General features: G+C 68.4%; 14 protein-coding genes. 8 read left to right on the top strand and 6 right to left on the bottom strand.

The window, feature by feature from the left end; translation table 11 throughout:
* Positions 1-4 precede the first annotated feature (4 nt).
* Positions 5-565 carry a histidine phosphatase family protein gene (locus AL072_RS27275; protein WP_245637014.1) on the bottom strand — a complete coding sequence of 187 codons (561 nt, stop codon included), beginning with the start codon at positions 563-565 and terminating at the stop codon, positions 5-7.
* A 111-nt stretch (positions 566-676) separates the two neighbouring features.
* On the opposite strand from AL072_RS27275, the gene AL072_RS27270 reads away from it, so the two are divergent.
* Both AL072_RS27270 and AL072_RS27265 read left to right on the top strand, forming a co-directional pair.
* The gene (locus AL072_RS27270) at positions 677-1,072 is read left to right on the top strand and encodes a DUF6152 family protein (protein ID WP_052710463.1); all 396 of its coding nucleotides are present in this window, start codon (positions 677-679) and stop codon (positions 1,070-1,072) included.
* Entirely contained in the window at positions 1,072-1,596 is a 525-nt protein-coding gene (locus tag AL072_RS27265; protein ID WP_045585909.1) for a hypothetical protein, read from the top strand. Before AL072_RS27270 ends, AL072_RS27265 begins: the two co-directional genes overlap by 1 nt.
* 22 nt (positions 1,597-1,618) lie before the next feature.
* On the opposite strand, the gene AL072_RS27260 is transcribed toward AL072_RS27265, so the two are convergent.
* Together AL072_RS27260 and AL072_RS27255 are read right to left on the bottom strand one after the other, a co-directional pair.
* Positions 1,619-2,092, bottom strand: a complete 474-nt coding sequence (locus tag AL072_RS27260; protein WP_045585908.1) for an SRPBCC family protein — start codon at positions 2,090-2,092, stop codon at positions 1,619-1,621.
* 34 nt (positions 2,093-2,126) lie between these two features.
* Complete coding sequence (locus AL072_RS27255) at positions 2,127-2,996, bottom strand: SDR family oxidoreductase (RefSeq protein WP_045585907.1); 870 nt, start codon at positions 2,994-2,996, stop codon at positions 2,127-2,129.
* A 100-nt stretch (positions 2,997-3,096) separates the two neighbouring features.
* Here AL072_RS27255 and AL072_RS27250 point away from each other — a divergent pair, with 100 nt between their 5' ends.
* Positions 3,097-4,002: a LysR family transcriptional regulator gene (locus tag AL072_RS27250; protein WP_045585906.1), complete on the top strand. Its 906-nt coding sequence runs from the start codon at positions 3,097-3,099 to the stop codon at positions 4,000-4,002.
* Positions 4,003-4,053: 51 nt separating this feature from the next.
* On the opposite strand, the gene AL072_RS27245 is transcribed toward AL072_RS27250, so the two are convergent.
* Entirely contained in the window at positions 4,054-4,884 is an 831-nt protein-coding gene (locus tag AL072_RS27245; RefSeq protein ID WP_045585905.1) for an SDR family NAD(P)-dependent oxidoreductase, read from the bottom strand.
* Between the two features lie 108 nt (positions 4,885-4,992).
* Here AL072_RS27245 and AL072_RS27240 point away from each other — a divergent pair, with 108 nt between their 5' ends.
* Both AL072_RS27240 and AL072_RS27235 read left to right on the top strand, forming a co-directional pair.
* Complete coding sequence (locus AL072_RS27240) at positions 4,993-5,922, top strand: LysR family transcriptional regulator (RefSeq protein WP_045585904.1); 930 nt, start codon at positions 4,993-4,995, stop codon at positions 5,920-5,922.
* A 115-nt stretch (positions 5,923-6,037) separates the two neighbouring features.
* On the top strand, positions 6,038-7,639 hold the full coding sequence (locus AL072_RS27235; protein ID WP_045585903.1) for a caspase family protein: 1,602 nt from the start codon (positions 6,038-6,040) through the stop codon (positions 7,637-7,639).
* A 101-nt stretch (positions 7,640-7,740) separates the two neighbouring features.
* Here the strand turns inward: AL072_RS27235 and AL072_RS27230 are convergent, their stop codons facing one another.
* Both AL072_RS27230 and AL072_RS27225 read right to left on the bottom strand, forming a co-directional pair.
* On the bottom strand, positions 7,741-8,547 hold the full coding sequence (locus tag AL072_RS27230) for an SDR family NAD(P)-dependent oxidoreductase (protein WP_045585902.1): 807 nt from the start codon (positions 8,545-8,547) through the stop codon (positions 7,741-7,743).
* A gap of 125 nt (positions 8,548-8,672) precedes the next feature.
* A complete protein-coding gene (locus tag AL072_RS27225; RefSeq protein ID WP_425388621.1) occupies positions 8,673-9,611 on the bottom strand; it encodes a LysR family transcriptional regulator in 939 nt (312 codons plus the stop codon).
* A gap of 104 nt (positions 9,612-9,715) precedes the next feature.
* On the opposite strand from AL072_RS27225, the gene AL072_RS27220 reads away from it, so the two are divergent.
* Genes AL072_RS27220 through AL072_RS27210 form a run of 3 tightly spaced genes read left to right on the top strand, consistent with a single transcriptional unit; the run spans position 9,716 to position 11,891 of the window.
* Positions 9,716-10,357, top strand: a complete 642-nt coding sequence (locus tag AL072_RS27220) for a glutathione S-transferase family protein (protein WP_045585901.1) — start codon at positions 9,716-9,718, stop codon at positions 10,355-10,357.
* Between the two features lie 52 nt (positions 10,358-10,409).
* On the top strand, positions 10,410-11,180 hold the full coding sequence (locus AL072_RS27215; RefSeq protein WP_045585900.1) for an enoyl-CoA hydratase/isomerase family protein: 771 nt from the start codon (positions 10,410-10,412) through the stop codon (positions 11,178-11,180).
* 42 nt (positions 11,181-11,222) lie between these two features.
* Complete coding sequence (locus tag AL072_RS27210; RefSeq protein ID WP_045585899.1) at positions 11,223-11,891, top strand: peroxiredoxin-like family protein; 669 nt, start codon at positions 11,223-11,225, stop codon at positions 11,889-11,891.
* The last annotated feature ends 59 nt before the right edge of the window (positions 11,892-11,950 follow it).

Below are 11,950 nucleotides of genomic sequence, written 5' to 3'. Positions count from 1 at the left end.
CGTTCTAATCTGCCAGCCGGTCGAGGAGGTCGGGTGTGGGCGTGCCGTTCGCCCGCAGCAGGATCGCCTCGCCGGAGGCCGGGAAAATGCCGGTCAGGGCGGTGATGTTGACCTGATGCGTCACCAGGATGACCGGCGCTCCGTCGCGCGGCAGGTCGGCAAGGAATTGCCGCAGCCCGGCCGTCTGGCCCTTGGCGTCCTCCGCCTGACCGAAGAAGGAGTCGAGGGCGGGAAGCCCCGCGACCGGGCCCAGATCCAGCAGCCGGGCGGTGTCCAGGCAGCGGCACCACCGGCTGGACAGCACGCGGGCTTCGCGGATGCCGAGCTGCCGCAGCCGGTCGCCGATGCGTCCGGCCTGGGCTCGCCCGCCGTCGCTGAGGTTGCGTTGCGTCGCGCAATCCTCCAGCCGGAAACCGGGCGGGTCGCCGGTGCCCGGCGCTTGCGCATGGCGCATCAGCACGACGAGGCCGGTCGTCTCCATCGACCGGGCCGGGCCGGCGGGCAGCAGGATGGAGAGCAGTACGGCCATCGCGAAGCGGCGGGACGGGGTGGGCATCCGGGGCATCGGCATCTCCGTTGGTGGTGCGGCCGGAGGGTGGTGCCTCGCCTCCTCTTGCCGGGGCTTCGGCACACCCCATGTGAGCCGAGGATGCCTGATTCGAGGGAGAGTGTCGCCATGGTCAATGCCCATCCGATCAACGCCCGAATCCGCAACGCCCGGATTCGGGCACTTGTTGCCGCCGCCTGCGCCGCCACGGCGATGGTCGCCGTGCCCGCCCTCGCCCATCACGGATGGGGCGGCTACGAGTCCGGCAAGACGCTGACCCTGACCGGCACGGTCGAGCAGCTCGCCTTCCGCAACCCGCATGCGATGCTGAATCTGCGGTCGGACGGTACGCTGTGGCATGTGGTGCTGGCGCCGCCCGGCCGGATGACCGCCCGCGGCCTGCCGGACGGCGCGATCAAGGTCGGGCAGACGGTGACCGTCGTCGGCTATGCCGCCAAAGCCGACCCCGCCGAACTGCGGGCGGAGCGCATCACGGCGGACGGACAGACGGTCGAGCTGCGCTGATGGACCACAGCCAAGGCCCGCTCGGTCCCGGCTGGCTGGTGGCGCTGGAGACGTCCGGCCTGGGTGAGACGTTGCGGCAGTCGCTCTGGCTCTATCCGCTGGTCGAGGTGCTGCATATCCTGGGTTTGGCGCTGCTGGTCGGGTCGATCGTGGCCTTCGATCTGCGACTGATCGGCCTGCATGCGGGTTTGCCGGCCCGGGCGCTGTCCCGCCTGCTGCTGCCGGTGGCAGTGGCCGGCTTCGCGATGGTGGTGCCGACCGGCCTGCTGCTGTTCGTCAGCGAAGCGACGGCACTCGCCGGCAACCCGGCCTTTCTGGTGAAGATCGGGCTTCTGGTTCTGGCGCTCGCCAACATCGCCCTGTTCCATCGCGGACCGGGCCGGCAAATCCATCTCTGGGGCGGGCATCGGGATGGGCATCCGGGCGGAGGGAAGCCACCGCCGGCGGCGCGGCTTGCCGGGGCGGCTTCCCTCCTGCTGTGGGTGGGCGTGCTGGCCGCGGGACGGCTGATCGCCTACCTGTAGCCGCCGGGACTGCTCCAGGCGGTCAGAGCCGGCCCTGCGAGAGCAGGTCGCGGGTTCGCTTCAGCGTCGACAGCAGGGCGGCCCTGTAGCCGCTGTCGCTGTCGAACTGCACCTGTTCGGCCTGTTCCTCGGGGCCATTCGGCTCCTTGCCGCGCAGGCCGAGATAGCAGTAGAAGCGGAGTTGGAGTGCACCGGCGTCGTCCGTGAACAGCTCGTTGACGATCGCTCCCTCGCGCGGCCCGGTGGCCTGGAAGAAGGTGACCTTGCTTTCCGCTTCCGGCGCGATGATCTCGCGGATGTCGGCGCCGCCGATGGTCGCCTCACGCACGAAATGGGTTGCGCCCTCCTCGACGACATCGCACCGGGTGCAGAGACCCGGCGGGAGGAACAGACGGGCGTCGCGGGCCTTGAGGACCAAGCCCTTCCATACTTGCGCGCGGCTCAGAACGGTCTCGCCGTCCGGGTTCACCGGGACGGTCGCGGTCGAATAGATCATGATGGCGGTCCTTCCCGTCTGGCGGTGAGTGTCGTCAGGCCGAGGCCGCGATCCCGGCGGCGAAGTCGCGGTAGCTGCGCAGCGGGCGCCCCAGGAGCGCGGTGAGACGGGCGCCGTCGCCGGCCTCGGGGAGCATGCCGTCGGTGAGGAAGCGTTCGGCCATCAGGCGCATGTCGAAGGCCATCCAGCCTGGCATGAAGCGCCGGAGACTTTGTTCGAACCCGGCGGTATCGTCGCCGGGATAGGTGACCGGGCGCCCGAGAACCTCCGTCCAGATCGCGGCGACATCCGCACCGGTCAGCGTGTCGGGACCGACGAGGTTGATCCGGTCGGGCGGAAGCGGGTCGGCCGCCCGCTCGCGGCGGAGCAGTTCGATGGCCGCGATCTCGCCGATGTCCTGCGTGTCGATCATGGCGAGCCCCTTGTCCCCGATCGGCATCGGGTAGACCCCGTGGCCGGTCACCACATCCTTGATGGTGAGATCGTTGTCCATGAAGTATGCCGGACGCAGGATTGTGGCATTGAGCCCCATCTGCCCGATCATCCGCTCGACGGCGAACTTGCCCGCGAAGTGCGGCACGTTCACGTAGAGGTCGCTGTGGATCACCGACAGGTAGACGACCCGCGCAACCCCGGCTTCGCGGGCAAGGTTGAGGGCGATCAGCGCCTGGGTGAATTCGTCCGGCACCACCCCATTGAGCAGGAAGAGCGTGGAGACGCCGGAGAAGGCGCTCCGCAGCGAGTCGACGTCGAGCAGATCGCCCTGGGCGATGCCGACCCCTGCCGGGAGGTTGGCCTTGGCCGGATCGCGGACCAGGGCACGCACATCGGCACCGCGCTTCACGAGCTGTGCAACGGTGTGGCGGCCGACCGCGCCGGTTGCGCCGGTAACGAGGATGGTCATGGGAAGCTCCGGTTCGGATTTGAGATGCCCTGTTATTGACCGATCCATATTCATGCCGATAGACGTTAGATTTGGACAAACTGTCTCGCTGGTGGAACGAATGGATTTGCTCGCTCTCGCCGATTTCAATCTCGTCGCCCGCCACGGCGGGTTCGGACGGGCGGCACGCGCCGCCGGACGCCCGAAGGCGACGCTGTCCCGCCGGGTCGCGGAACTCGAGGCCGACCTCGACCTGCGTCTGTTCGAACGCGGAGGGCGGACGCTGAAGCTGACGGAGGAGGGGCGGGCGCTGTTCGAGCGGGCAGGCCGTCTGCTCACCGAACTGGAAGAGACGGCAGCGGCGATCGCGTCCGGCGGGGAAAGGCCGCGGGGGAGGTTGCGGATCACCGCGCCGCTGCTGCTCTCCCTGACTGCGATGGGGAAGATCGCCGCAGGCTTCGCCTTGAAGCATCCTGAGGTGAGGCTGGAAGTCACGGCGGAGGACCGTGCCGTCGACATGGTCGAGGAGGGGTATGATCTGGCGATCCGGGTCAATCCGGATCCGGACGACAGTCTGGTCGGGCGGGCCTTCCTGCGCGACCGGATGGTCGTCGTGGCAAGTCCCGGCCTCGCCCGGTCCCCGGGAGACGCCGCGGTCCCGGCCGTCGTCCGCCCGGCGCCCGGCCGGCCGGCCGGCGAGCGCCCCGCCTGGGAGATGAGGACGCCTGCCGGCCGGTCGAGGATGACGGTCGAGCCGGTCCTCGCCCTGTCATCCCTCGTGATGATCCGGGATGCGGTGCGGGCGGGGGTCGGCGTGGCCCGCCTTCCCGTGTCGCTGGTAAGCCGGGATCTGGCCGACGGAACGCTGGTGCAGTGGGGCGACGCCGACGAGCCGGAGATCGTCCTGTGGGCGCTCTACCCGTCCAGGCGGCTGCTGAGCGCCAGGGTATCGGCGTTCCTCGACCATCTGAAACAGGCCTTTCCCATCGGGACGTCCGACGAACTGGCCGCCTATATCGGCACGTGACGGGCCGGAAGCCGGCTTGATCAGGCTTCGCCTGCAAGCCGGCCCCTTGTATCAGACGCGGCCGGTGAAGTCGGTGCCGCGGGTCACCGCTTCCCAGGCGTCGATCTCCGCGATCACGCTGCCGAGCTTCGTCCGGGCGCGGGTGAGGGCGTCGGTTCCCAGCAGCAGATGAAGCGGCGGGTCGTCGGCGCGGACGGCGGCCAGGATGGCCTGCGCCGCGCGGTCCGGATCGCCGAGCTGGCGGCCCGCCATGCCGTCGAAGGCAGCGGACATCCGACCGACACTGTCGGCATAGGCCGCATCCTCCGTGGCGCTCTTGCGGATCGAATGGCTGGACAGGAAGTCGGTGCGGAAGGCGCCGGGAGCCACCGCGGTCACCTTGATGCCGAGCGGTGCGACCTCCTGCGCGAGGCCGGCGGACAGCCCCTCCAGCGCATGCTTCGCCGCGGCGTAGAGGCCGGCGCCTGCCCCCGGCGCCCGTCCGGCGATGGAGGTGATGTTGACGATATGGCCGGACCCCTGGGCACGCAGGCGGGGAAGGGCCGCGCGGATGATGCGGAAGGGGGCGAACACATCGACCGCGAACAGGCGGGCAACCTCCTCGTCGGTCGCCTGTTCGATCGCCCCCAGCAGGCCGTAGCCGGCATTGTTGACGATCACGTCGATGCGGCCGGCCAACGCGAAGGCTTGGCTGACGGCCGACTCCGCCGCATCGCCGTCGGCGAGGTCGAGGGTGAGGACATGCAGGCTGCCGCCGCCGGCGGGCAGATCGGGCTTGCCGGACCGGACGGTGCCGATGACGGTGTCGCCCTCCGCCAGCGCCGCCCTGGCGAGCGCCAGGCCGAGGCCGCGCGAGATGCCGGTGATGAACCAAGTGGTCATGGAAGGTCTCCTTTCGCACCTGGAGATACACCTCGGCCGACCGGCGCAGAATGCCGGGATTTCTGACGAGACTTGTAAGCTGAGCTGAATAATGGTTATCATCGGTCGATGGATCCCATGCTCTCCGGCAGCGACTACAACCAGCTTCGCGCATTTCTCGCTGTCGGCGAGACGTTGAGCTTCAGCCGGGCGGCGGAGCGGCTGGGCGTCTCCCCATCGGCGCTGAGCCAGTTGGTGCGCGGCTTCGAGGAGCGGGTCGGAGTGCGGCTGCTCAACCGCACCACGCGCAGCGTCGCGCTGACCGAGGCCGGCGAGAATCTATACCGGCGAGTCCAGCCGGCCGTCTCGGAACTGGGCGACGCCGTCGGACAGGTGCGGCAGTACCGGGAGCGCCCGGCCGGGACCGTGAAAATCCACAGTTTCCATGCGGCGGCCGAGCGGTATATCGAGCCGATGCTGGTGTCCTTCACCCAGCGCTACCCGGACGTCGTGCTGGACATCACGCTGGATGACGCGGTGGTGGATGTGGTGGCCGGCGGCTTCGATGCGGCCATCCGGATCGGCGAGGTGATCGACCGCGACATGGTCGCGGTGCGCCTCGGTCCGGATCTGCGGCAGGTCGCCGTGGCGGCGCCGGCCTACCTGGAGAGCCACGGCCGGCCGGAACACCCCCGCGATCTGGTCGATCACCGGTGTATCCGCTGGCGCTGGCCGGGGCATGTGATGCCCTATGCCTGGGAATTCTTCGAGAACGGATCCTGGTTCGAGGTCGCAGTCGACGGACCGCTGATCTTCAACGACAAGGACATGGCGTTGCGCGCGACCCTGCGGGGAATTGGAATCGGCTTCTGCGTCGAGGATACGGTGAGGCAGCATATCGCGGCGGGAACGCTGGTTCCGCTGCTGGAGCGCTGGTCCGCGGCCTTTCCCGGCCGATTCCTGTGCTACCCGCGCCAACGGCAGATGGCGCCGGCCCTGCGGGCCTTCATCGACGCTGTTCGTGCGATGGACGCGGAAATGGGCGACGGCGAAGGCTGAACCGGTGACCCGGCCGGAGGTTGCGCAAGGGGGATCGTCGCCGGCCTTGAAACCGGGAGCGTTGCCTGGGCAGAGTGGCCGCAATGCTTTCGATTCGAAGGAAAAAGACGCCGTGATGACCCTGGCACGCACCGTTGCGTTGGCTCTGGCCCTGTTCGTCTGGGTGTCGGGCCCGTCCTGGGGAGCGGAGCGGCGGGTCGCGCTGGTGCTCGGCAACAGCGACTACCGGCATGCGCCGCGACTGCCCAATCCGGTCAACGACGCGAAGGCGATGGCGGAGTCCCTGCGCGGTGCCGGGTTCGAGCTGATCGGCGGTGCGGCCCAGCTCGACCTCGACAAGGCGGGGACGGAACAGGCGATCCGCAGCTTCGGGACCAAGCTGGCGGGGGCCGATGTCGGGCTGTTCTACTATGCCGGACACGGGTTGCAGACGCGGGGCACGAATTTCCTGCTGCCGGTCTCGGCCAACCTGACCAGGGAATCGGACGTCCGCTACGAGCTGATCGACGTCGCCATGGTGCTGGACGAGATGGCGCTGGCGGAAAGCCGGCTGAACATCGTCATCCTCGACGCCTGCCGCAACAATCCGTTCGGCGGGCGCGGCCTGCGGGCGGTGTCGCCGGGGCTGGCGCAGATGCAGGCGCCGGCCGGCACGATCATCGCCTATGCGACCCAGCCGGGCGCCGTGGCCGCCGACGGCAGCGGCGCCAACAGCCCTTATACCGAGGCGCTGTCGAAGGCCCTGCTGAAACCGGGGGAGACGGTGTTCGACATCTTCAACGACGTCGGCCTCGCCGTGAAGCGCAACACCGGCGGTGTCCAGCAGCCCTGGGTGTCGGCCTCGCCGATCGAGGGACGCTTCTATTTCCTGGGACCGACGACGGTGGTGACGCAGGCGCCGGCCGCCGCCGCACCCGTGCCGGCGGCGGCCGACAAGGAGGCGATGTTCTGGGACAGCATCAAGGGCAGTTCCAACCGCGGCCTGTTCGAAGCCTATCTGAAGCAATTTCCCCAGGGCACCTTCACCGCCATCGCCGAGGCGAGGGTCGCGGAACTGGGCGCGCCCCTGGCTTCGGCAACGGCAAGCGCGGAGACGACCTCGCCGGAACGCGCGCCGACGACGGTCGCGGCGTTGGCGCCGCAGGCTCCCCCGGCCAAGCGGGTCGATGTGGCGGCGATCCCCTATCTCACGCCCAAGTCGCGCGCCGCGCTCGCCTCCTATCCCGACCTGCCGTCGCCCAAGGCCCTGGCGATCTCGGCGAAGGGGAACTACGCCTATTTCTCGAACAAGTCGAACAGCCGGACCGAGGACGACATCAGGCGTAGCGCCCTGCAATATTGCCAATACAGGGCCGACGAGCCCTGCACCCTCTACGCGGTCGGCGATGCCGTGGTGATGGAGGCCAAGACCTTCCTGCCGATGCCGGTGGAGATCGTCGGGGCCGGAAAATTCGATCCGGCCCGCGTCCCCTTCGTCAGCGACCACACGCGCAGGGTCGGCATGGTGAACTACCAGCGCAACAACGGGCACAAGGCGGTTGCGGTGACGCTGACCGGCCGCTGGGCATCGGTCTGGGACCGCGACAGCGCCGAGGAGGCCGGCGCGGCGGCGGTGGAGAAGTGCGGGCAGACGGCCGGCAAGGAGGACTGCATGCTCTATGCCGTCGATGACGAGGTCGTCCTGGACGAAGAGCCGGCCGAAGACGAGGAAAACTGATCCACCGGGCCAAGGGCGGCGCCGAGGGCAGGAGTTTCGAGCGTTTCACGGCGAACGCACGAAACCCCTGCCCGATCGCCCAGCTCGGTGCCACCCCCTGATCACAAGGCGGCATGTTCCTTGACCGCCTCCTCGAGGCGGGCCTTGAGGTCGAGGAACCGCGCATCGACGGCCAGCGGGTCGTCCCGGTTGAGCGCGATCATCGCCGCCCGTGTTTCGCCACCGCGGATCACCTCGAGCCCCTCCGCTTCGATCCCTGCGACGAGGGCGGTGGCGACCGCCTCGGCGCTCTCACGGGTAAAGCCCAACTCCGGACCGGCATTGTTCGATGCCATCATCGGGGTGTCGGTGGCGCCGGGATAAACGGTCAGCACATGGATGCCCTCGCCTTTCAGCTCGCGGCGCAAGGCTTCGCCGAACCGGGCCAGCCCGGCCTTGGCGCCGGCATAGGTGGCGTAGAATGGCGCGCCGATGAGCCCCAGGCCCGACGATATGTTCACCACCATCCCCTCGCCGCTGGCGCGCAGTGCCGGAAGGGCGGCCCGCGTCAACAGGATGGGTGCGGTCAGGTCGACGGCGATCATCGCGAGGATGTCCTCCTCCGTGACCTGCTCCAGCCGCCCGGCGCGAACGCCGCCGGCATTGTTGACCAGGATGTCGAGGCCGCCCAGCGCATCGAGCGCGCGTTCGAGCGTCTGCTTGCGCCCCTCGGCGGTGGAGACGTCGGCCACGATGCCGGTCACGGATGCCCCCGCTTCCCGCAAGGCCTCGACCGCAGCGGCCAACCGGTCAGGGCGCCGGCCGGTGATGGCGAGGGCGGCCCCCTTTTCGGCCAGTGCCCGGGCGGCGGCAAAGCCGATGCCGCTGGAGCCGCCGGTGACCAGCACATGTTTTCCAGAGAGAAGCATGTCGCCTCCGTGTAGATCGATGCAATGACGGGATGGGATGAGCGCCGGTCCAGAGCGGTGCTCCGGACGGGGCGGACCCTGAACCTATGCCGGAACGGCGCGTAGAGGGGTTGTCCGACTAATGCCTATGCCCCGTTGGAATGGCATCCGTCGAAGGGTGAGTCCGGAACCGGTACGCCGTCGCCGTTCAGGATGGCCTCGACGAAATCCGCGAAGGCGCGCGCCTTGGCGCTCGCCAGCCTGCCGGTGGGAAACACAGCCCACAGATCGATCGGCGGCAGCACCCAGTCTTCCAGCACCCGCCGCACCGCGCCATCGGCAAGCTCCGGGCCGAACATCCAGTCGGACGCGACCGCCAGTCCCAGATCGGCCAGCACCGCCGCCCGAATCCCTTCAGCGGCGCTGACCCGCAGCCGACCATGCACCACGACCGACGCTTCGGTCCCGCCCTGGCGGAACGCCCAGCTGTTGCTGAGCTGGCTGTAGACCACCGCGTCATGGCCGGCGAGGTCGGCCGGCGTCCGCGGCACGCCCGCACGGGCAAGATAGGCGGGCGTCGCCACGACCGAACGGCCACCGCTCGCAATCCGCCGCGCCACCGCCGTCGAGTCCGTCAAGGTGCCCATGCGCAAGGCAACGTCGATCCCTTCAGACACCAGGTCGATCACCCGGTCGTCCAGGATCACGTCGATATCCAGCGCGGGATGCCGGTTCAGGAATTCGGGCAGGCGCGGCATGATCATCAGCCGGGCAAAGGTGGTCGCCGCCGAAATGCGCAACCGCCCCGACAGGCTCGTGCCTTCGCCGCGCGCCGCCAGCTCCGCTTCGTCGGCCTCCCGAATGGCCAGCCGCGCACGCTCGTAGAAGCGCAGTCCGGCCTCGGTCGGCGTCAGGCCATGGGTGGAACGCAGCAACAGCCGCACCTGCAGCCGCTCCTCCAGCTGCGCGACCGTTTTCGAGATCGCCGGTTGCCCCACCCCCAACTGCCGGGCCGCTCCCGAGAAGGAGCCGTTTTCCACCACCCGTATGAAGGCGGTCATCGCCTGAAACCGGTCCATCGTCATTCCTCAGAAGAATTACCATTATCGCTTCGAACCGACTGCCCTGTGCGATAGGGAATGGCGATAACTCTCCCATTGGCAGCGACGCTGCAAGGGAGAACCGAAACATGATCGAGGTTTATGGGTTTGCGACGCCGAACAGCGTCAAGGTTCCGGTCGCGCTCGAGGAGATGGGCCTCGCCTATGAACTGAAACCCGTCAATGTCCGCCAGGGCGAGCAGAAAGCGGCGGAATTCCTCGCATTGAACCCCAACGGCAAGGTGCCGGTGCTGGTGGATCGCGAAGACACGGCCGATGCGCCGCTGGTGCTGTCCGAAAGCGCCGCCATCCTTGTTCATCTCGCCGAGAAGACCGGAAAACTGCTTCCGCACGACGGCGTGGCCCGGGCGCGGGTGTTCGAGCAGCTGTTCTTCCACGCCTCGGCACTGAGCCCGGCTTTCGGAAACGCCGGCTTCTTCAAACGCTTTGCGGCCGAGCCGCAACCGCTCGCCGAAACACGCTTCACCGCCGAGGCGAACCGTGTGCTCGACCGGCTCGACGCGCTGCTCGGCGAGCGCCGCTTCGTCGCCGGCGACGACTTCACCATCGCCGACATCGCTCATTTCGGCTGGCTTTGGCGCCGCGACTTTTCCGGCATGACGCTCGATGGCCGTCCGCATCTCGCCCGCTGGTTCGACGCCGTCGCGGCCCGTCCCGCCGTTCGGCGCGCGATCGCCCGCGTCGAGACGCTCGTCCCGCGGGACGCCTGATTTCCCTTTTCCGATCCAAATCCGATCCAAGTCCATCCAAGGAGTGACCCCGATGTCCCGTTTCGAAACCTATCGCACTGCCTTCGCCAACGCCCGCCTGACCCGCTCGGACAGCGGCGTCCTGGAAGTGAGGCTGCACACGGATGGCGGCAAGCTCGTCTTCAACGGCCACACACACGAGCAGTTCGTCGACCTCTTTCACGAGATCGGGTCGGATCCGGAGAATCGCGTGGTGATCCTGACCGGATCGGGCGATGCCTTCATGGACGCGATCAGCCCCGAGGGCTTCGATTTCTTCAGTCCGCGCGGCTACGACAAGATCTTCCGCGAAGGCAGGAAGGTCCTGATGAACATCCTCGACATCGAGGTGCCGATGATCGCCGCCCTCAACGGGCCGGTGCTGCTCCATTCCGAATATGCACTGCTGGCGGACATCGTTCTGGCCACGCCGGAAACGATCTTCCAGGACAAGCCGCATTTCGATTTCGGCATCGTCCCCGGCGACGGCGTGAACCTGCTCTGGCCGGAGGTGATCGGCAGCGTGCGCGGCCGCCATTTCATTCTGACCCGCCAAATCCTCGACGCCGAAACCGCGAAGGACTGGGGTGCCGTCAACGAGATCGTGCCCGCCGGCCAACTGCTCGCCCGGGCGCATGGGATCGCCGAGGAACTGGCCGCACTGCCGCCGCTCACCAGCCGCTACACGCGCATCGCGCTGACGCAGAAGCTGCGCCGGATCATCGACGAAGGCGTCGGCTACGGCCTGGCCCTCGAAGGCATCAGCGCGGCCGAGGTCGCCCGCTCCACCGCTGCGAACGCCTGACCCTCATCTCCCTCCCTCCATCCATACGACGAAGGAATTCCCATGTCGCTCCAGGACAAGCTCGACGCCTTCAAGGCCGATTTCCAGGCGGGCAAGCCGCCCTACAATGTTCCCCGCCCGGTGATCGAGACGATGCAGCGCGCCACTGCCGAACTGATCGCCTCGGGCGCTGCCGCGCATGCGCTCAAGGCCGGGGACAAGGCCCCCGCCTTCACGCTCGGCGATTCCGACGGCAGGGCGGTGTCGTCGGCCGAACTGCTGGCCGATGGACCGCTGGTGGTCAGCTTTTATCGCGGAGTCTGGTGCCCCTACTGCAACATGGAACTGCAGGCGTTGCAGGCGGCACTGCCGACCTTCCAGGCGCTCGGGGCCGGCCTGGTCGCCATTTCGCCGCAGACGGCCCCGAACAGCCGCAAGTCGGTGCGCCAGAACGCGCTCGGCTTTCCGATCCTGTCGGACCCGCACAACGATGTCGCCGCCGCCTTCGGCCTGCGCTTCGAGTTGCCCGACTATCTGATCGAGCTGTACAAGGGGTTGAAGAACGATCTGCCGGCGTTCAACGGCGACCCGAGCTGGAGCTTGCCGATGCCCGCCCGGTTCGTGATCGGGCAGGACGGGGCGATCCTCTATGCCGAGGTCAATCCGGACTACACGCGTCGCCCCGAACCCGAGGACATGCTGCCGGCGCTGCGCGGTGCGAGGGCCGCCTGACCCCTGACGCTCCGATCCCTCCCGACAACGGCCCTCCGCCCCCGCTCCGCCCCATGCCG

This window comes from Azospirillum thiophilum, assembly GCF_001305595.1.
GTDB lineage: Bacteria > Pseudomonadota > Alphaproteobacteria > Azospirillales > Azospirillaceae > Azospirillum > Azospirillum thiophilum.
The sequence above is the reverse complement of the archived record's forward strand: the minus strand, read 5'-3'. Positions and strand labels throughout refer to the sequence as shown.